Raw genomic sequence first — 20186 nt, forward strand, 5'->3', positions numbered from 1 at the left:
GGGGGAGTGAGAATGGACCTTAACTTTAATTTATCTTTTAATGCCATAAATATAGTAACTGGCATTTTGGCATGGGGTGTTATAGGTAATAAGAGGGGAAAAATCTAAAGTCATTGGTGATTTGAATGAAGGAAAAACTGGTTTATATCAGGGCACAATCGAATAAAGTACCCCCGCTATATCAGAGAGTAGTAAGAGTATTGGGTGTATTTATGTTAGGGGCTTTATTGGGTTTCTTGGCTAAGTACACAGATGGTTCAGTTGTAGGACTAATCGGTACCTATCTGGGATTTTGGATTGTCGTAACAACGTTCATTGCCGTTCGGAGCCGCTCACCTAAGGCAGCAGCATTACACACTTTCGTCTTTCTATTCGCTATGCTTATTGTTTATTATGTCTATTCCGCTGTGCTGTTTGGATTTTTCCCTAGGAATTATTTTATCGCTTGGGGCAGTATTGTCCTTCTTTCGCCGATAGCTGGTTATGTAGTTTGGTACGCCAAGGGAAATGGATGGAGAGCAGCGCTTTGTGCGTCCTTACCTATCGGTCTGCTCATGGTGGAAGGATATAGTTTTATCTATACTTTTTCCATCTCCAGAGGATTTGATTTATTCTCAGCCGTTTTGCTATTTTGTATTTTACCTGCAAATAGTTTTCAGCGCTTACGGATGTTACCTATTTTGGCTGTGTTGTTTTTCTTAATTGAACGAATAGGCTTCCTCTATTATCTGCCGGGATAAAAAAAGCCACATTTTACAGCTGTCTCTTGGCTTTTTGGTCCATATGTAATTTTTCCTTTTAGCATTTAACGTCTTTCAAGGAATTGAAAAAAAGGTCGAGCAGTTTTCGACATTGTTTTTATCAATTTCCCAGGAAAAAGCTAAACGTCGGAAGGATGTAGGCCAGATTTAATTAAGCGGTTAGTTAATACAGAAATTTGGGTAGGATTGTCGAAGTGTGTAATATGAGCGAAAAAGACCCGTTTTTCGTCATAGTTTATATATTAAAGTATAATGGAGGACCTTATTTTCGACAGAATTCTATCCGATTTTAAACATCAAAACCTTTATTTATAAGGCCTCGATATGATTTCAATCAAACATTTAATTAGTTTTTTAAAAGTTAACTAATCGTTTGATTAAAAACTTAGAAATCCTTGAAATAAGGGGCTTCTCTTAATAAAACCGTTAAGAAATTTGTTGAAATGCAGATGGAGTAAAAAGGAAGATCTCTAGAATGGTCAAATAAACTATCCAACCTGTATAATGAAATTAAACCGTTTGGAAGGAGACCCTTAATGCGTTATTTATTTCTCTTGATTATTGCTATTCCCGCCGCAGAAATAGGACTGCTTCTCATTTCCGGAAATACGATTGGCGTTTGGCCAACATTATTACTTATTCTATTGACTGGCGTCATTGGTGCGTATTTAGCAAAAAGAGAGGGCCTGCAAACAATACGGAAGGCCCAGGAGCAGCTGCGAAATGGTCAAATACCAGGTGAAGCTGTTTTGGATGGAGTATGTATAGTAATGGGTGGAATCCTCCTGCTGACACCGGGATTCATTACTGACATTAGCGGCTTTTTGATGCTGTTCCCGCCAACAAGACGTGTATGTAAATTTCTAATGATTAATTCCCTTCGGAAAAAAATTCAAAAAGGTAACATAAAAATAATAAAATGAAAAAACGTCAATCTTCAAAAAAATAGGAGCTGACGTTTTTTTTTTCATGCTTTGAATTTTATGCTCAGTCCCCCGCCGCTTTAACACAACGGGGGACTGAGCCGTTTGCTTTTTTAGTACAAATATTGATGAAAACACATGACAAATTCATTTGAAGTTGTGCTAACATGGCAATACTAGATATAGAGAATGGGGAGGAGATTACTATGAAAATAAATCAATTAATTGCCAACAATATTAACCGTTTAGAAGCCGTCTTGCCGGAAGATCAGACGCTCGGAATTGCTGGCTTGTCTGGATCTGGAAAAACCACTTTTTGTCAAACCATTGGGGAGGAATCCAAGAAGCGTCTCGTTTCCTTATTGCCAAAGGCTGATTATCAGTATTTATTTCCAAATATTATGGAAACCAATTTCAGTGCTATCAAGATGGAAGAGATGCCTTTAGTACTTTTTCTCGGAAGATCATCCATTTCTTCTAATCCACGTTCAACAATTGGTACCCATACGGGCGTGTTTACAGAGATTCGTGTTAGTCTTGCAGAAAAATTTAATCTTTCTCCAGAAGTTTTTTCCTTTAATAATGCATTAGGCTGGTGTTCTGAGTGTAAAGGACGTGGTACGACCAAAAATGTCGAATGTAAAAAATGTGAAGGCAGACGCTATAGTCCGGAAGTTGAGCAAAAAAGAATAGAATTATGGGATCAACCACATAGTATTTCCGATATCAACAACTTAAGCATAGAGTCGATTCTTTCCCTTGCAGAAGAATTACATATTAGTGAAGCGAAACAACATGTTCTTAAAAATATTATCAATATGAATATTGGTTACTTAACATTAAATCGAATTATGGGTACGTTGTCAGGTGGAGAATTAACACGGCTTTACTTGGCTGAATTCATGGCAGCAAGTGATAATACCGTTATTATTATTGATGAAATCTCCGTGGGTCTTGATCACCAAACACTATTGAAAATTTTAGAACAGATTAAACAATTAGGCTATAAGAATCAAATTTGGCTCATTGATCATTCGGACACGGTACTCGACACAGCGGATGATCACTTGTTCTTTGGACCTGGCAGTGGGAAATATGGCGGAAAAATTGTGGAAGAATCCCCACGTCCAAAACCGATTACCTGGGAACGAAATAAGAAAATGCCAACAGAATACTATCAATTTCATGATCTTTACTGTCGTAATATTCAAATGGCTGAAATACAGATTCCCAAAAATAGACTTATAACATTTACGGGTGAGTCTGGATGTGGTAAATCTACACTTGTCAATGAGTGTATCGCCAAAGATTTTCTGAAGCGATATCCAAAAGATAAACTAGTAATAGTTGGGCAAGACCGAAACCAATCGATTACCAGTCGGTCAACCGTTGCAACGTTTCTTGATATTAAAAAGAAACTCACAAAATATAGTGAAGATATTGATGATATTTTCGAGCGTTCAATTGAAGATATTATTGAAGAACTGCCAAATGAAGATATCGCTCATAAACGCTTGAACTTATTGATCAAACTGGGACTAGGTTATTTGACATTAGAAAGAAAAACCCAAACCTTATCGACGGGTGAATTTCAATGTGTTCATTTAGTTTCGGAGCTGTTTGCCAACTCAAGAACCCCCCATACACTGTTTATTTTTGACGAGCCTTCAAAAGGGTTATCACAAAATATTTTAAATCAATTTATTGATAGTGTAAGGGGAATACTAAAAGACGAATCCGTCAGCATCATGATGATTGAACATAATTCGTATATGCTAGAAAACTCTGACTTTATCGTTGATTTTGGTAAAAGACAGCTTGCACCTGTGGAGCATCTTGATGTGGTCAGTCATGATGATTATTATCGTGAACAAAACGGTACTTATAGTGTTGCTCCATTGCCTATTTCTTCCACACTCAAGCAGCAAAAGGGTATTACCTATTTAAAAGAAAATCAGATCGACTATTTTAAACATGCAGAAAACATCTATAAGGGTGGCATTTTAAAAAGCTTATCATCAATGGCCCGTTTGATTTACGGTGAATACGAATCAGACACCATTGCACCCGTCATCGCCATTGACCTAGAACGGCATTTGTATAGTCAATATAGTTTTCTCTATGAGATTGGCGGTTTGATCAACCATATTGTGGCTGCTCATCCAACCAATAAAGATACAAGAAGCTTCGATTTCTATTCTCAAGACAATCATTGTCCATGCTGCTCGGGCCGCTTGGTAATTGAAAAATTCGATTTTGATATTGTTATTCAAGATAAAACAGCACCATTCTGGGATGGCCTATTGCATCCAGACGTGATGGAGGTTCTAAAATACTATCAATTTCCGAAACTACAATTCATCTTTGATGAAATTAAGAATGAGCTCGGTCAGGATATAAGTAAAAGTTATACTGAGATGACAGAAGCAGAGAAGCATACCTTTTTATACGGGTATTGGGAAAAGTCATTCTATGATAAAGCAGGCAAGACGCGAAGGACATGGGAGGGCTTTAATAAAATCCTTGGGATGTATATAGTCATTTCGAAATCGATTATTAAAGAACAAATGAAAGCATCAAAAGAGAAGATTAGCTGTCCAATTTGTCACGGAACCGTGCTAAATCATCATAAAAAGCTCAAATTTGGCGACACAGATATTCGTGAGATTATCAGGCAGCCGCTTGATCAAGTGATTAAAACAGTAGGAAAGTTACCGGAACTGGAAAAACTGAAATCGATTGTTGGCGGAGATATGGCTTTGACGGAAGATGTCGCGCTGCTGCCTAGGGAAACACAGGTCGCGCTGAAAATGTTTGAATTGGAACAAGCAAGCTTTATGGGTTTTGAAATGGTATTACAAAATGTCTTGCCATTCTGGGACAGAATTAAAGGCAATATCGAATCCATCAGCATCAATAATCAGATTACTATCTGTGATTTTTCTAATATCACTAAGACGAGAGAAACCATCATTGATAAGTATTTCACCAATGGAAAATACAAAAAACTAACGTATGTCTATGAAGCGTTTGGTTACAAAAAAATTGTTACCCAAATTAATAAGATTAAAGCGAGTCATCCCTGTCCATTTTGTAAAGGGAAGAAAGTAATTTCAGAAGATAATCTCCATGATGGTGTGTTTAAATTAACAATTCCATGTGTAAGTTGTTATGCAAGTGGCATCAATGATGAAGGGCGTAAGGAAACCGTCGAGGGCATTGAAGTAAAAACATGGCTAACTGGCAAAGTGAGGGATGTTGTGGCTGAAAGCTTAAATCTTGAGGCAGTTGCAGATATTCCAATTTTCAATCGTATTCGTGAATTGAATAAACAAGAAATGATGGCGATTTATCAATTCCTTGAGCAAAATAATTAAACTTGAATGATTAAAACAAGTGATATTTTAGTAAAGAGCTAGCTGTCAGTCAGTGCAAAAGGCAAAGATACGGTTTCACCCCTTTGGATTTAACAATCTGAAGGGGTATTTTTTATGTTGAAAAGGATTATTCAACATAAAAAATAGGCTGGTTGAATTTAGGCTGACCATTACCAACCATTTCTGTGGAAGCTGATAACAATATTTCCTTAATATTGAAATTAAGTCTTGTAATTGAGTGTGTGTTGGTGTACCATTTAGGTAATACACTTGTATAAAGGAGGAGGATGTAGTGATCAAAGGATTAATATATTTGGAATGGCTAAGAAATCGTGAAAAGGTTATGACGGCTTTTATCATTGTTGTTTTGTTGGGAATAGGGTTAACAATGATTAGCTTTGTGAGTCAGCTCATTTCCATTAGTAGTTTTATAATGATGTACATTTATGGTTGGATCGTTGTATGGCCATTTCTAGTTGTCATCCCCTTATTTATCATGCTTGAGCGGGACATGAAGGATCGGCATATTTGGCTTTATACTGAAGCTTCTCTAAGAAACCTCTTGCATGTAAAAGTATTGTTTTTGTCTATTGTCAGTACGGTATTTATTATTTTTCTGTCAGTCGTTGGATTGATCTGTGAGGTTTTCAATCAAAACGGGAGCATTCTCTCCTTATTAATGCCCTATGGAATACTCCTCCTAATTACCCTTTTTAAAGTGGTTGTTATGCAGTTTTTATTTTTACTAATTTGGACTCTTTTACATGCGGTTACGGTCTATTCGCACTCTTTAGCGATGTTTGTCATGCCAATCAGCTATGTCCTTGCGGTAATCATCTATTCGAATTTTTATGATTTACTCCAAGTGGGAGCCTTGCCGATTCATAGTGAAGGCATAATTGTACAGCTAAATCATCATGCCATGCCGTTATTTTCTTTAGAAAATATCTTCACGGGTGAAGTAAGTGCTGGGATTTTAATTATTGTTGTAAGCCTATTTTTGTCGGCAAGGTTTTTAGAAAAGAAGGTCGGTGTCTAAGATGGGCATAGAGTTTGATAAGGACCGGCCAATATATGTACAGCTGGTTGAAAGGATTTGCGGGGAACTTGTGAGTGGTGTCCGTCAGCCGGGGGATAAGCTGCCATCGGTACGGGAATTTGCGTTGGAAGTTGGCGTCAATACGAATACCGTGCAAAACGTCTACAAGCAGCTTGAACAAATGCAGTTAACGGAAACGAAGCGCGGGCAAGGCACTTTTATTACACCAGATATTTTAAAAATCAGGTCAATGCGTGAAGACTTAAAAAGGCAGCTTGTCGACCGGTTCTTGAACAATGTTGAAACGATGGGGTTTACCCAGGAGGAAGTACTTCAAACATTAAAAGAAAGGGGTGGAATATGAGTGTTAGAGGCAAGAAATGTTCAATATCAATACAATAAACGGGTTGTGCTTGAAGACGTTAATGTTCAAATCGAATTAGGAAAAATAATTGTCCTTGCGGGCGAAAACGGCTGTGGGAAAACAACATTTCTTAAGCTGCTTGCAAAATTACTGCCGCCAAAACAAGGCCAAATTTTATTGAATGGTTCACAAACAGCGAGAGATACACTAGCAAGTATTGCGTTCATGCCTGATGATCAACACTTTCATCCGTATTTTAATGGGGAGCAGCTTTTTTACTTTTTTGAAACACAATTTCATGACTTTCAGCAGTCTAAAGCGAGGGAAATAGCCAGTTTCTTGAAGCTTGATTTAGCTGAGAAAATCTCGAAGATGAGCAAGGGGAACATAAGCCGCTTAAAGCTTGCAGCCACTTTTGGGAGAAGGTCCTGCTATTATCTGCTCGATGAACCGTTTGAAGGACTTGATCCGTTAGTTCGTGAGGATTTAGTAAAAAGCTTGATTCAATTTGTTGATTTAGAAAAGGCAACAATTCTGATGAGTACGAATGAAATGGATGATGTATCAAAAATCGCAGATGAACTAATGATTTTGAAAGACGGAAAAATAATTATTCATGAAAATTTAGATGTGGTTCGCAGTGTACACGGAATGGATGCTAAAGAATGGTTTCAATCATTTTATAAGTAAGGGGAGAGCTAAGGATGAATAAATGGACAATATCAATGGCTGTATATGTAATTGTTTGTGTAATCGCGGTATTTAGCAAGGCAAGTGAAGGCTATGATGTATGGAGTTGGAAGCTTCTGGTGGGGCAGGTGTTTGCAATCCCGCTTACGTTAATTGTCTTTGCAACCCTCCATTTTAAAAGCAGACATTCTGGAAACGCAAAGTAATAGATTTTTGGTGTCCGTCCCCCGTTGAGTTAGAGCGGCGGGGGACGGACCCACAGCCTGTAAAACAGGAGGGGTGGGAATGGAGTTTAACTTTGACTTTTCTTTTAATGTCATAAATATAGTAACTGGTATTTTGGCATGGGGTATTATTGGAATCCTTGCCTATCGTTTTTATAATAAACAATCTGTGAAGCTAAAGGGATGGAAAGTCATTGTTGCTATTTTAGTAGGTATTTTTTCTTTTTCGATTAATTGGAATCTGTTAGAGACAATGGTCAAAATTCCACTCTTACCGCTTGGGGTCTGGATTTTGTATTTGGTTAAAGGAAGGAAAGAACGGTGGAAGTATTATCGATCCTTTGCTTGGTTGGGGTTTTTTGCGAATTTTATCTTTCTAGTGTCCACCTTAATCGCTATACCAGTCCACCATGCCCTGTACCCTGAAGATGAGCTATCAACGTTTATCTCCAATGCTGAGAAGGCTTCGATTATTCATCTTCATCCTTCAGCAATGGACCGCCCACTCAATAAGGGGAATTTACTGAAACTACTTAAAACAATGAAGCCAGAAAAAATCTACAGTGACCAGTGGTACCAAGAGATGAATACGAATTTTGAGCCAAGTAAGAGCAATGAACGGTTTCCGTATCAACTTACAGGGACTTCCTCTAAATGGGGGAGCGGTTTAGACACTATCATTTATATTGAAGAGGATGGTAAAGGGGTATTAATATCAACTCCGAAAAAGCAGCATTATTTTCACTCCCAAGATTCAATATTGGAAGGAGGAAAATAAAAATGATCAAACAGAAGTTTTTAATTTTTGTAGGGTCAGCTGTTCTTGTCCTGTCAGCAGTCATGATTTATTGGTTTTATTTTTCGAAACCTGATTCGTTTCCGGCTGATGAACAATTGATGGAGGAGATTAATCATGTCTTTCCGGAGGCGGCGGTAAACATTATTCAAGACACCGTTTCTATGGATGAGCGGCACGTTGTTGTTCCTTTTATATCTAAAGAAGACGATTACGGTGTAACCTATTGGGCTTGGCAAAAGCACAAATGGCAGCTGCTGGCGATTGACACTACCGGAGAACCACGCCTTTGGAAGATTGATATAAAGGATCCATCCACCTTTTACATGGTGTGGAATATTCATCCTGGTGATCAAGTAGATTATATGAAGTTCTTTATAATTAGGGACCGGGGATATCATGTCACCGAGGGGATAGAGACTTACAATCCACGAGTCCAAATGGAAAAGAAGGTCCCCCTCGAAGGGAAATCTTATGGGGTACTGCCACTTCCAGATGAATGGGTATCTTTTATGAATCCATTCATCAAAGTAGGGTCAGCACAGCAGCCTAGTTTATTTTTCAATGACTTTTTTCCGGAAAGAGAGATGTTTTTTGGCTGGATTCCATATGACAAATTAGATAAACAGAGATTTCCGGAAGGCTCTGTAAATGGAAATCGATATTTTAATGGGGATGTAGACATCGATTTTATTAGTATATTAAACGAAGCAGAAATCGAATCTCCAAGGTAGCCTGAGTAGGAATTTTTTGTGGTCAGTCCACCACTGCTTTAATGTTTTAATGCGGCGGGGGACTGACCATTCCAAAAAACTAAACAATTGATTGATTAAACTGCCGGAGCGTAAGGTTAGCCTTTAAACTGTTATCATTGGCCAATTTACTTTGTTTCAAATGACCTTTTTTGTTGTAAAAAATTCTCTTACGATAAAGGCTGATTGTGGAAAGTGTAATCCTAATTGCCATGCGCCAACCCCCTTTAACCCATAATGAACTACAAGTTCGAGCTTATGAGCACGTGCCCTTGTGTCTTCATACCATACTATATGTCTCTTGCCAGTTTCATCTCGATAGTGAAAGAAAGGTTGCTGAAATTCCTTAGAATATTGAATGGGTTCCTGATATTTCATTGCTGTCGCGATCGCATCAGCGACAGCAATAGGACGGGCACTAACAGCAGTTCCATTCGACATTGTCCAGTTATACCCATAGCGAGGCACTCCAAGAATAATTTTGTTTGCTTTCATATGATTAAGAGCATACTCGATGGTTTGCTTTACTTCCTTTATAGGTGCAACAGGTCCAGGAGGGCTACTTACTTCGTGCCAATCATAGGCCATAAGAAACACGAAGTCCACAGCTGCACCAATACCTCCGTAATCATATCCTTTTAACCAAGGAACAACATCATTTGATTTAGCCGGTACCGAAACCGATGTATAATATCCTTCGGGTTTCAATTTTCCCCTTAAAGAATGTAAAAAACCGCTAAACAAATCTCTTTCACTTTCATGAACTAGTTCAAAATCAATATTCACACCAGCATAGTTTTTGGTCTTGATTAGCTGGTAAATATTATTAATTAATCGCTCTCTTTTTTCAGGAGAACTTAATACTTTCCTTGTTAATTCGGAACTAAATCCAGAAGCGGTCAAATTCGTTACAACTGCAAGGGGTGCTACTTTATGTTCTCTTGCTAATTTAATAAGTTCCTGGTCCTCTAAAGTACTTAAATTTCCATCTTCAAGAATATGATACTCAAAAATGCCAAAATACGTATTAATCGGAGAGAAAGCCTGAACGATCATTTGATTATTTTCTGAAGTAGATGGTGTAATATAACTAAAGCCTTCACCTGGATACTTTGTTCTAGGGGGTAAATATAATTTCATTCCAATCATTAACCTATCCGTATGCAGACCGTTATATTGACGGATCGTTTCCATTGAAATGAAACTCATTTGGGAAATGGAATATAAAGAATCCCCAGGCTGAACAATATACATATTCGATGGAATGAGTAAATCCTGTCCTGGTACTAATCGATCTGTTTTTAAACCGTTCGTTATCCGGATACTATCCAATGAAACTTGATATTTTGTAGCAATAGAGAATAAGGAGTCCCCTGATTTAACAATGTATATAAACATCTATACACCTCACTCATAGTCATTCATTTATTTAAATATATGCAAGAGTAGATTAAGCATGTCGCAAAATCATTGGGTTTTACATTTCGGGGTCAGACAGAGCTGTTTGAAGGTGGCTATTCTTAATCTGAATGGAGATTTATGTTGGATTGGAATATTCATCCTATTGATCATTTGGATTATATGAAGTTCTAATTAGGGATAGGGGGTATCATGTTATTGAGGGGGGTGAGACTTACCGCGGTGAACTGACCCCTTTTTTTAAAACTCTGTATACTAACTATCAAAATACTAATCAAACGTTTGATTGAATGGAGCCGCGTATTGGTAAATAGAATTTTTACCGTAGTTTCAAATTCAGTCCAAAACTAATCAAACGTTTGATTAAATATTATATACGGTGGGGATTACAACCTTACACCTAGCTTCCTTCGCTAACCTCTTTGTCTTTTTCCAACAAAACAATTAACCCTGGCAATAGAATTCCTCTAATTAAGAAGGTATCTAACAATATTCCCACGGCAACAATGAAGCCAAAGACAAATAATAATTGGATGGGCTGTGTCATCAATACAGCAAAGGTGGCTGCTAGAATAATACCTGCCGAAGAGATGACCCCGCCTGTAGTCGCAACAGCTATTTCTACGGACTCTTTCACAGAATGCGTTGCACGTTCTTCTTGGAATCTTGAGATGAGCATGATATTGTAGTCAATTCCAAGGGCAACCAAGAATACAAAGGCATAAAGTGGAACACGGTTACTGATAGTATCGATATCAAAGAATAGGCTGCTCAAGAACGTTCCTAATCCTAAGGCAGCCAGGAATGAGATTAAGATGGTTCCCATCATATAAATCGGCATTTTTAGCGATTTGGTTAGAACGATTAATAAGGCAAAGATTAAAATTGTCTCTAACAAAACAATGACAATGACATCTCTGTTGTTTATGGAGCGGTCATCCACCTTTATTGCAGTTTCCCCCGCAAAATAGAGCTGCCCATCAAGCTTACTGTCTGCAGTTATTTGTTTAGCATGATTAATCATTTCTTCTAATGAATCCATGGTCCTGACAGCATAGGGATTTCCTTTAAATGTTAGGCTGAAGTTTATGACCTGATTATCTTTGGCTATGTCAGATAATCGAACATTACTGACCTGCGGCTGTTCAGCCAGAGTACTACGCAATGTTTCCTGTTGTTCAGGAGTGATTTTTTCTGAGGATTCAAACACAACGGATGTTGGAGCTAGGTCCCCTGCCTCAAACTTTTGTCCTAATATTTCATACCCTTCACGGGAAGGCATATCTTTTGGAAATGACTTCATCGTGTCGAACTCATACTTTAGATTAACCAGATTACTAGCAGCTAGTAACAAGAATATACCAATAACAGCAACAGAAAGACCCGGCTTTCTGACAACGAAGCGGCCAATCTTCCCCCAAAGAAAATGGTGGTTGGCAGAGTGACTTCCGACGCGTGGAATTTTTGGCCAGAACGACTTCCTTCCAAAAAGGGTAAATAAAGCGGGAACGAGTGTAACGGATGCCAGCATGATTACGACCATTGTCGTGGCGAAGGTGGGCGCAAAGTTCTGATAGTCGCCAAATTGGGCAAAGAATAAAACAAGCATCGCCGCTAAAACCGTTCCGCCGGAAAAGAAGACAGGCAAACCGGTTTCGCGCATCGCTTCTTTCATGGCATCAAATTTGCTTTCATGACGGGTGAGCTCTTCGCGATATCGAGAGAATACAAATAATGAATAATCAATCATCGCGGCAAATAACAGAATCGACATGATCGATATGGTCTGATTGCTCAAGGCTAGGCCTGCTTTACCCATTATTCCTAGAATCTGATTAACCACTTCATAGACAAAGACTGCCGCTAAAAGCGGAATCAACGCTAATAATGGGGAACGATAAATCACGATTAAGAGAATAAGGATTAAACCTACTGTTGATAAAATAAGGACAACATCTGCACGTGAAAAAAGATCAAGTGAATCTGTTGCAATCCCGGCAGGTCCTGTCACATATAAGGTTAGATCAGATGAATTAGCAGCAATCTTTCTAATCTGCTTTAACGATCCTTTTATTTCCTTTGTTTCGAATGAAGCATCAAAAGTTAACGGAATGATGGCTGTCGTCTTGTCATCTGAAAAGAAACTGGCCACTGCCTGTGGAGGTAAGGATGCAATAGGGATAATTTGGGCAATCCCTTTGATTTTTTCACTTGAAATTTTTTCTAAAATCTCCACTAGCTTTGTAAGTTTCAGTTCACCCTTGCTTGCCTGAAAAACTAGAATCGCAGGAGTCCCTTCGTTATTAGGAAAATACTGATCGACCTTTTTTTGGGCAATAACAGATTTAACATCACTAGGAAGGGAATCAATTCTTGAAACTTCATAATCTTTTGCACTTGGAGCAAATACTGCCAATACAATGGTAAGGACTAACCAGGCGGCAAGGGTAATCCACATCCCCTTTTTTGTTGATACAAAGTCAGTAATAGCTTGAATGAATGATTTCATCCTATTTTCCGTACCCCCTTCTTATAAAAAAATTAAAAGTAACAGAAGTGTTACTTTTGGGAAAAATAAATTGACACTATTGTCACTACCATTATCTTTCAAAGTAACAGGGGTGTCAATTTATGTATTTGTGAACATTCCGTGTCGGATAATTTCTTTAATGGAACTGACCCAGACGGATGGGGAAATTCCAAAATGATTTGGAATGGCAACCGATTGAAAAATATAACCCAGAAATAAGGAGTCTGGAATATGGGACTTTAGCCTTTGTTCTTCTTTTCCCAGCGTAATAAAATTTTGGAGATAATGATACATATCTATGTGTAGCTTTTCCAATTTATGTTTATTTTCCTTGACCTTCTGGTTACTACCTACTTGAATTTGCTTGCCAATATTGATTAATTTCTGAATATCTGTGTTACTTAGGATCAGGCTTAGCAAATAGTCAAATTGAGCCTCAAAGCTGCGATGTGATTCGATTTGTTTTAACTCAATCAGAAAGCGGTCCATCTCATAAAGCATATAATCAGTTATTAATTCCTCTTTATTATCAAAGTATTTATAAAGTGCACCACGCGATACGTTTAAGTCATCCGCTAATAGACTAAACGTAAACCCTTCATAGCCCTGTAGCAGAAGAAGCTGTTTTGTTGCTTGAAATAATTCATCTGTAGAAAATTTACGTTCACGTGCCATTTTTTCACCCTCAACCTATTATAACAATTGCCATTGGGGTCAGTCCCCCGCTACGTTAAACCAGCGGGGACTGACTCTTTTTTCAAAAAGTTTAAATTGCCCAATCCCCATTCCGGAAAATTGGAACGACAGTCCCATCTTGTTTGATACCGTCAATATCCATCTTGTCAGAGCCAATCATGAAGTCCACATGAACCGTGGATGTATTCATGCCCTGGGCTAATAATTCTTCCTGGCTCATTTTCGTTCCGCCTTGAATTGTTGTCGGGTAAGCGGCGCCGATTGCTAAGTGATTGGAGGCATTCTCATCGAAAAGCGTATTAAAGAAAGTAACCCCGGATTGAGAAATTGGAGATGGATCTGGTACTAAGGCAACTTCACCCAAACCAGTGCCGCCTTCGTTATCAAACACTAATTTTTTAATGGCTTCATCGCCTTTTTCAGCAGAAATGTCCACAATTTTTCCATCTTTAAAGTGTACTTCAATGCCTTCAATTAACGTACCGGCATAGCTTAACGGCTTCGTGCTGCGGACGACACCTTCCATGCGATGCGTGTCAGGAGCAGTAAAGACCTCTTCTGTCGGCATGTTGGCAATAAATTCATCACCTTTTGGATTATAGCTTTCGGCACTCGCCCAAATATGGTTCTTTGGCAGTCCTAAAGTTAAATCTGTGCCAGGTGCTGTATAGTGCAAGGCGTCGAATTGGATGTCGTTTAATTTCGCTGCTTTTTCATTCAACAGCTTTTTATGGTCATCCCAGGCAGCAATTGGATCCTCTGCATAAACACGGGAGGTTTTGAAAATTTGATCCCATAAGGCATCAACTTGTTCTTCAGAAGTTGCAAGGTTAGGGAACACTTTTGCAGCCCAGCCAGCTCCGGCAGCAGCGGCAACAGTCCATTTCAAATCATCATTTTGCGTGGCAATGCGCTGAGCACTGAACGCCTTTCCATACACATTTTGATAGGCAGCAATTTTAGCAGGATCGACTTCATTTAGTAAGCCTGGGTCACTTGAGACAATCGAAAGGCGGCTGACGCGATGATTTAATACATGGTCTTCAGATTCTTGAATTTCGTATTCAGGAATGTCGGTCAACACTTCAACAGGTTGATGCAGGTAATGCAGTTTGCTGATTTCATCATCGGACCATTTGACAATTACTTTTTCCGCACCCAATGCATAAGACTCATCGGTGATTAAACGTGCTAATGGGGCTTGATCAACAGTGATGGTCATTTTTACCCAATCGCCAGGTTGAACATTGATTCCTTTCGCAGTTAAAAGTTTTGCATATTTATGTAGATTTTCTTCAAAGTTAGGTAGGACCATTTTTTTACCCTCCATAAATTTATGTCTATCCACTATACTAACATAATTAATCAGAAATTTCCGCAAGTGAGCGTTGCAATTATTTGAGTCAGTCCCCGCTGTTTTAATGTTTTTATACAGCGGGGACTGACTCCTTAAATGCTCAATATCTCCCTGATATCCTGTTCGGTAACTCTTGAGATAGCTTGGTCTCCTTGCTCCAGGACCGTTACGATGAGTTCTTTCTTTGTTTGCTGCAGCTCATACATCTTTTCCTCAATGGTTCCCTTTGTAATTAAGCGAATCACTTGGACAACATTCTTTTGCCCCATTCGATGTGCCCGTCCTGCCGCTTGCTCCTCAACGGCCGGGTTCCACCACAGATCGTACAATATGACCGTATCAGCTCCAGTTAAATTCAATCCTGTATTTCCAGCTTTCAATGAGATAAGAAAGATGTCCGCTTCCCCGTTATTAAATCGGTCCACCAATTGGACGCGTTCCTTCGAAGCGGTTTGTCCGTCTAAGTAAAAGAATGGCAACCCTTCCTTTTCTAATGACTGACTGATTATTCGCAGCATGCTAGTAAATTGGGAGAAAATGAGTAATCTCCTGCCATTTTCACGAGCATTCACGACAAGTTCGATTAATTGTTGGAGTTTGCCGGAGTCTCCTTGATAATTTTCTAAAAATAAAGAGGGATGGCAGCATAATTGGCGGAGCCTTGTTAAACCGGCCAGGATTTTCATCCGGCTTTTTTGGAACCCTTCTCCTTGAAGGGAATCCGTTGTTTCTGTCTTTATCTTTTCCAAATAGGCAAGGTACAGCTCCTTTTGCTGTTTCGTAAGTTCAGAAACATGAACTGTTTCAATTTTATCCGGCAATTCCTTCAACACATCTTTTTTCACCCTGCGGAGTAAAAATGGTTTTATCATTTTAGCTACCTTTTCAGGAGGCAATTGGCGAAAGGCCTTCTGGTTTGGGAAGAAATCCGGCATAATCGTTTGGAAAATAGACCATAGCTCATCAATTGAATTTTCAATTGGTGTTCCACTAAGGGCAAAACGAGTATCTGCATGGATATCTCGTACGGCTTTTGCTGTTTTGGTTGCATAATTTTTAATCGCCTGTGCTTCATCTAAAATAAGGGTGCGAAACTCATGTTGCTGATAATACTCACTATCTTGACGCAGGGTTGGATAGGATGTAATCCAGATATCAGGCGGAGTTGCACACCCAAGCATGTCCATCCGTTCTTTTGGGGATCCCGTCAAAACTTCTGCACGTAAAGATGGGGCAAATTTCTCTAGTTCATTCTTCCAATTATAGATAAGTGAAGCAGGGGCTAAAATCAACGATGGCTTATGTTCTGCAAACTTCTCCTTATCCGCTAATAATACGGCGATACCTTGCAGCGTTTTCCCTAATCCCATGTCATCAGCAAGAATTCCGCCAAGCCCATAATATTTCAGTGTACTTAACCACTGAAATCCATAGTTTTGATAATCTCGCAGCTCTGCTTGTAAGGTGGGAGGAAGTTCAAAGTCCAGCTGTTCAGGATTTTTCAGACGGGCAAGCAACTGACGAAATGGCTTTCCGTACTTAGCATCCTTCCCTTTATTGCCTGCAGTCAATTCCTCAAGCTGTATCCCTCTGTATAGGGGAAGGCGCAGGGAATCTTGTTTCAGCTGCGACGATTTAATGTTTAAATCATCAAAAATGTGCTGAATCGTTTGGAACTCCTCTGATTCCAGCGGCACAAATGCGCCATTCGGCAGCCGATAATATTTCCTTTTTTCAACAGCGTAACGAAGGATATTTTGAATCTCTGCTTGCTTAATCCCCTCCATACCAAAGCTGACGTCTAACCAATTTCCAGAGGAGTCCACATCAATATGGGTCACAGGGGTATGCTGCTCAGGCAGGATGAAGGATTTAACGGCTTTTGTTAAGAAAATATCTGCCTTATCCTCTAGTCTTGGAAGTGTTTCATATAAAAACTCAAAAATCCCTTCTTCTCCTTCTAGGTAAAGCAATTGCCCATTAGATTTGAGCGCACTCGATTCGATAACCTTCATAATCAGTTGTTCCTTTTCGGTGTCTCTCATTAAAATAGGATCCTTCACCGATTTTATCTCCGTGTTCACAAAGGGATTGACCGTATGTTTTCCGTAATGATACTCCAATGTCACGTGTAAAAGATCATCGATACAGTCAATATACATTTTCGCATGTAAAGGAAACTTCATTATTTTATTCGAAATACTATCGGCAATCTCAAGCTTTCCAACGTTATTCATCATTGGCCCTACGTAAGAGAGAAGCGGCTCAATCTGATCATGACTAATCGGTAAGACAGGAGTATTCGCTAATTGGATGAGCTCCTTTAACTCTTTTATAAAGGTTTGTTGTAAGGATGAGAGTTTATAAAAATCATTCTTCTTTACCACATAACCATACATGTCAAGGTATTCGACAAAACCGAAATCCGATACATCCAATTGAAATGCTTCCTTGTTTCCTTTATCTAGTTGAAAAGTAAACGGCAATTCGTCTTTATGGAGTTTTAACTGATGATACGCATTACCCCCACTTTGAAGTTCAATTTGTCTTTGCGCAAGCTTTTCTAATACTTGATCAGCAAGTAGTGGAGAAATAGTGACGGCACGTACATCAGTAGACGCACCGTATTGTGAGAAAGAAGATTGTAGGTTTCGGTAGATTTCATCATATTTTACGTCATCTTGCAATAGATCAATGATTTCTTGATCCTGATCAGTAAATATATATTCAGTTGGATCAAACGTAAAGGTTTTTGTAAATGGGTACTGTTTTTTTTGTTTGATTGCACCAAGGAAATCTATCATGTTTTTTACCACATACGTTCGTTTGTGACCCACTTTCATTTCTAAGGTAAGAACGGTGTTTCGGTACGTTTTCTTGAATTTACAAATCCACTCCACCAGCAATGGCTGCTTTTCTATCAAATCCTTTTGAGGCATGTTTTCCTGTCGATGGTTTGCGAAAGTAGTAATAAATTGATTTGTAAGCTGCTTAACATAGGCCGATTGTCTTTCCTGCTGCTGTCTAACTATCTCTTCTTGCTGTTTCTTTAGCTGTTGCTGTCTTGCTTGTATGGATTCTTCACTAGAAGTCGTATGACTCTCGCTAGCTTCCATTTCCTGTATCTTGATCATAACGGCTGCAACATGCTTACATTCCTCGTCATACTGATTAAAGGCTGGACAGTTACACTCAAACTCAAAACCAAATTCATCTTCATAAATGACAACCTTGTAACGCTTTGTCCCCGATACTGCCGCGTACCAAACTTCTTTAACAGAATCGTAAGCTAGATCCTTTACTCTGCCTTGGGTGTAATAAATATGCCCCTTCCGGTAATTAGCCGAAGAGAACAACTTTTTGACATCTGAAACGGTTAATGTATGGGTCATCAGTAACCTCCCTATTTTTTGACGTTTATATGTTAATTTTTATTTGCCGACTTATACTTGTACTTGTTATTTTAGACTCAAATACAATAAAATGCTATGTTCCTAGAATCGCCAAACTAGCTGAATATTAATCACTAATCAAAGGGGAGAAAGCAGGCAAAGTGGGGAGGTCCCTTTAAATTAGGTTATACTGTAGAGGAAAAAGAATGTTTTGGATTTCAAGATAAAAGTCAGCCTGAATATTAAAAGAAACAACTGTTTAAAATCGTTTTAGAAAAGGTGAAATATGTTTTATGTAATTAGTTTATTTATTCTTGCGGGAATAGCTGAAATTGGCGGCGGGTACTTAGTCTGGCTTTGGCTGCGTGAAGGGAAGCCATATTGGTACGGGATAATAGGCGGGCTTATTTTGGTTCTATACGGAATCATTCCTACCCTGCAAAAGTTTCCTTCATTCGGAAGAGTGTATGCTGCCTATGGCGGGGTATTTATTGTTCTTTCTGTCCTGTGGGGCTGGGGTGTTGATAAGAAAGCACCAGATACATACGATTGGATTGGAGCCGTTATTTGCATTGTCGGAGTTTCCGTCATGCTTTGGGCCCCGAGGCATTAGCTTATTTTGATAACAGGGGAGAAAAATACGAACCAAGCGGCGCAAGTTGTATTAAAGACATTTTAGCTATTTTTGGAGGTGGTTTTGTCTTTAAGAAGGGGTATTAAAGACATTTTAGCTATTTTTAGAGGTGGTATTGTCCTTAAGAAGGGGTATTAAAGACATTTTAGCTATTTTTGGAGGTGGTTTTGTCTTTAAGAGGGGGTATTAAAGACATTTTTGCTATTTTTAGAGGTAGTTTTATCCTTAAGAAGCCGTATTAAAGACAATACCACCATTTTCGTAGGCGGTATTGTCCTCAATAGCCCTTTTCGCGAGAAACCTCTGATTATCGCTTTAAAACCCGTCCTCTTACCCCAGCATCCGATACTTCATTTTAAAATATTTTTTCAATCCGTCTGCAATCAATAGGAAGGTAATGATCATAACGGATATAAATAGGACAGCGGATAATGGGACCCAGTAACTGCTCCAGACGTCGCTTGAAACCGACTGTAGATACATGGGATAGGCAAGTGAGGTGTTTTCAGCTGAGTAACTGCCATCCAATTCCGAGGTGAACTTCCGATCCACGAACAGTTGAACGACGGCTAATTGCGATAATAAAAATAACACTCTAGCCATATCGTTTACAAAACTCGTCAAAAGCTGTGATTTAAGATGCGGAAAAATGTGGCGCGTAAATAATTTCACCCTTGTACAGCCCGTGGAAATGGCCGCCTTCACAAATAATTGATTCGAAACATATTTGGTATCATTTTTTACAATCGTTGCCAGCCGTCCAACCTCAATACTGGATAGGATGACAACAAACCAAAATGGGAGAAATCTAGAAAAATAGATAAAGGGAATGCCGAGCAGCAACGCGACTAAAAAAATCGGCGGGATAAACGATAAAATATAATTCCAGCTGCTTAAGAAAGCATTGATAGGTTTTGAAATAGTGGCTGCCATGCCTAATGGTACTGCAATTAGATAGCGGATCACGGCGACAAGGGTAACGAACAATAGTGTTTCTTTTGTGCCCATTATTAAAAGACTAAGCAAATCTCTGCCCTTATTATCACTGCCAAGAAGATGTTCCTTCGAAGGCGGATAGGGCGGGATGATAATTTTGGTTCCACTCATTTGCATCGTTTCTTCTTTCAACTCATGATCAACGAAGGGAAGGTGTGCGCCAAAAACCGCAAATACCAGAAAAATAGCTAAAAAGACTAATCCGATAACAAGTTGGATGTTTTTCAAAACTCTTC

The 20186-nt window shown here is 38.9% G+C and carries 16 protein-coding genes; 10 read left to right on the forward strand and 6 right to left on the reverse strand.

Translation table 11 applies throughout. The features are described 5' to 3' along the window. Nucleotides 1-125 precede the first annotated feature (125 nt). From BSO02S_RS18705 to BSO02S_RS18745, 9 genes are all read left to right on the forward strand, one after another. Nucleotides 126-740 carry a DUF6518 family protein gene (locus BSO02S_RS18705; protein WP_066070923.1) on the forward strand — a complete coding sequence of 205 codons (615 nt, stop codon included), beginning with the start codon at nt 126-128 and terminating at the stop codon, nt 738-740. A 557-nt stretch (nt 741-1297) separates the two neighbouring features. Further along, complete coding sequence (locus BSO02S_RS18710) at nt 1298-1684, forward strand: FxsA family protein (RefSeq protein ID WP_066070926.1); 387 nt, start codon at nt 1298-1300, stop codon at nt 1682-1684. Nucleotides 1685-1890: 206 nt separating this feature from the next. Then, on the forward strand, nt 1891-5061 hold the full coding sequence (locus BSO02S_RS18715) for an ATP-binding cassette domain-containing protein (RefSeq protein WP_066070929.1): 3171 nt from the start codon (nt 1891-1893) through the stop codon (nt 5059-5061). Between the two features lie 292 nt (nt 5062-5353). After that, a complete protein-coding gene (locus tag BSO02S_RS18720) occupies nt 5354-6100 on the forward strand; it encodes a hypothetical protein (RefSeq protein ID WP_066070932.1) in 747 nt (248 codons plus the stop codon). Between the two features lies 1 nt (nt 6101). Beyond that, nucleotides 6102-6464: a GntR family transcriptional regulator gene (locus BSO02S_RS18725; RefSeq protein ID WP_066070935.1), complete on the forward strand. Its 363-nt coding sequence runs from the start codon at nt 6102-6104 to the stop codon at nt 6462-6464. After that, a complete protein-coding gene (locus BSO02S_RS18730) occupies nt 6465-7154 on the forward strand; it encodes an ATP-binding cassette domain-containing protein (protein ID WP_066070939.1) in 690 nt (229 codons plus the stop codon). It abuts the gene before it with no gap. A 14-nt stretch (nt 7155-7168) separates the two neighbouring features. Beyond that, the gene (locus tag BSO02S_RS18735; RefSeq protein WP_066070942.1) at nt 7169-7360 is read left to right on the forward strand and encodes a DUF4017 family protein; all 192 of its coding nucleotides are present in this window, start codon (nt 7169-7171) and stop codon (nt 7358-7360) included. Between the two features lie 79 nt (nt 7361-7439). Continuing rightward, a complete protein-coding gene (locus BSO02S_RS18740) occupies nt 7440-8156 on the forward strand; it encodes a hypothetical protein (protein WP_066070945.1) in 717 nt (238 codons plus the stop codon). A gap of 2 nt (nt 8157-8158) precedes the next feature. After that, complete coding sequence (locus BSO02S_RS18745; RefSeq protein WP_066070949.1) at nt 8159-8908, forward strand: hypothetical protein; 750 nt, start codon at nt 8159-8161, stop codon at nt 8906-8908. A gap of 156 nt (nt 8909-9064) precedes the next feature. Here BSO02S_RS18745 and BSO02S_RS18750 read toward each other — a convergent pair whose 3' ends face one another. The 5 genes from BSO02S_RS18750 to BSO02S_RS18770 form a co-directional block, all read right to left on the reverse strand. Then, entirely contained in the window at nt 9065-10324 is a 1260-nt protein-coding gene (locus BSO02S_RS18750; protein WP_066070953.1) for a glycoside hydrolase family 18 protein, read from the reverse strand. A gap of 421 nt (nt 10325-10745) precedes the next feature. Next, nucleotides 10746-12854, reverse strand: a complete 2109-nt coding sequence (locus BSO02S_RS18755; protein WP_066070957.1) for an MMPL family transporter — start codon at nt 12852-12854, stop codon at nt 10746-10748. A 120-nt stretch (nt 12855-12974) separates the two neighbouring features. After that, nucleotides 12975-13550, reverse strand: coding sequence for a TetR/AcrR family transcriptional regulator (locus BSO02S_RS18760; RefSeq protein ID WP_066070960.1), 576 nt, complete (start codon nt 13548-13550; stop codon nt 12975-12977). Between the two features lie 91 nt (nt 13551-13641). Next, on the reverse strand, nt 13642-14886 hold the full coding sequence (locus BSO02S_RS18765; RefSeq protein WP_066070963.1) for an aminopeptidase: 1245 nt from the start codon (nt 14884-14886) through the stop codon (nt 13642-13644). Between the two features lie 134 nt (nt 14887-15020). Further along, nucleotides 15021-18320 carry a DEAD/DEAH box helicase gene (locus BSO02S_RS18770; protein ID WP_066070966.1) on the reverse strand — a complete coding sequence of 1100 codons (3300 nt, stop codon included), beginning with the start codon at nt 18318-18320 and terminating at the stop codon, nt 15021-15023. A 286-nt stretch (nt 18321-18606) separates the two neighbouring features. On the opposite strand from BSO02S_RS18770, the gene BSO02S_RS18775 reads away from it, so the two are divergent. After that, nucleotides 18607-18933 (forward strand): YnfA family protein, encoded by a 327-nt coding sequence (locus BSO02S_RS18775; RefSeq protein WP_066070969.1) that lies wholly within the window; start codon nt 18607-18609, stop codon nt 18931-18933. A 351-nt stretch (nt 18934-19284) separates the two neighbouring features. On the opposite strand, the gene BSO02S_RS18780 is transcribed toward BSO02S_RS18775, so the two are convergent. Continuing rightward, the gene (locus tag BSO02S_RS18780; protein ID WP_066070972.1) at nt 19285-20178 is read right to left on the reverse strand and encodes an ABC transporter permease subunit; all 894 of its coding nucleotides are present in this window, start codon (nt 20176-20178) and stop codon (nt 19285-19287) included. Between the last annotated feature and the right edge of the window lie 8 nt (nt 20179-20186).

Origin of the sequence: Neobacillus soli NBRC 102451 (genome assembly GCF_001591665.1) — a bacterium.
Classification (GTDB): Bacteria; Bacillota; Bacilli; order Bacillales; family Cytobacillaceae; genus Neobacillus; species Neobacillus soli.

Bases quoted from the DNA above. Each gene is read 5' to 3' on its own strand.
- BSO02S_RS18705 (WP_066070923.1), top strand. From the start codon at position 126: ATGAAGGAAAAACTGGTTTATATCAGGGCACAATCGAATAAAGTACCC.
- BSO02S_RS18710 (WP_066070926.1), top strand. From the start codon at position 1,298: ATGCGTTATTTATTTCTCTTGATTATTGCTATTCCCGCCGCAGAAATA.
- BSO02S_RS18715 (WP_066070929.1), top strand. From the start codon at position 1,891: ATGAAAATAAATCAATTAATTGCCAACAATATTAACCGTTTAGAAGCC.
- BSO02S_RS18725 (WP_066070935.1), top strand. From the start codon at position 6,102: ATGGGCATAGAGTTTGATAAGGACCGGCCAATATATGTACAGCTGGTT.
- BSO02S_RS18735 (WP_066070942.1), top strand. From the start codon at position 7,169: ATGAATAAATGGACAATATCAATGGCTGTATATGTAATTGTTTGTGTA.
- BSO02S_RS18740 (WP_066070945.1), top strand. From the start codon at position 7,440: ATGGAGTTTAACTTTGACTTTTCTTTTAATGTCATAAATATAGTAACT.
- BSO02S_RS18745 (WP_066070949.1), top strand. From the start codon at position 8,159: ATGATCAAACAGAAGTTTTTAATTTTTGTAGGGTCAGCTGTTCTTGTC.
- BSO02S_RS18750 (WP_066070953.1), bottom strand. From the start codon at position 10,324: ATGTTTATATACATTGTTAAATCAGGGGACTCCTTATTCTCTATTGCT.
- BSO02S_RS18755 (WP_066070957.1), bottom strand. From the start codon at position 12,854: ATGAAATCATTCATTCAAGCTATTACTGACTTTGTATCAACAAAAAAG.
- BSO02S_RS18760 (WP_066070960.1), bottom strand. From the start codon at position 13,550: ATGGCACGTGAACGTAAATTTTCTACAGATGAATTATTTCAAGCAACA.
- BSO02S_RS18765 (WP_066070963.1), bottom strand. From the start codon at position 14,886: ATGGTCCTACCTAACTTTGAAGAAAATCTACATAAATATGCAAAACTT.
- BSO02S_RS18770 (WP_066070966.1), bottom strand. From the start codon at position 18,320: ATGACCCATACATTAACCGTTTCAGATGTCAAAAAGTTGTTCTCTTCG.
- BSO02S_RS18775 (WP_066070969.1), top strand. From the start codon at position 18,607: ATGTTTTATGTAATTAGTTTATTTATTCTTGCGGGAATAGCTGAAATT.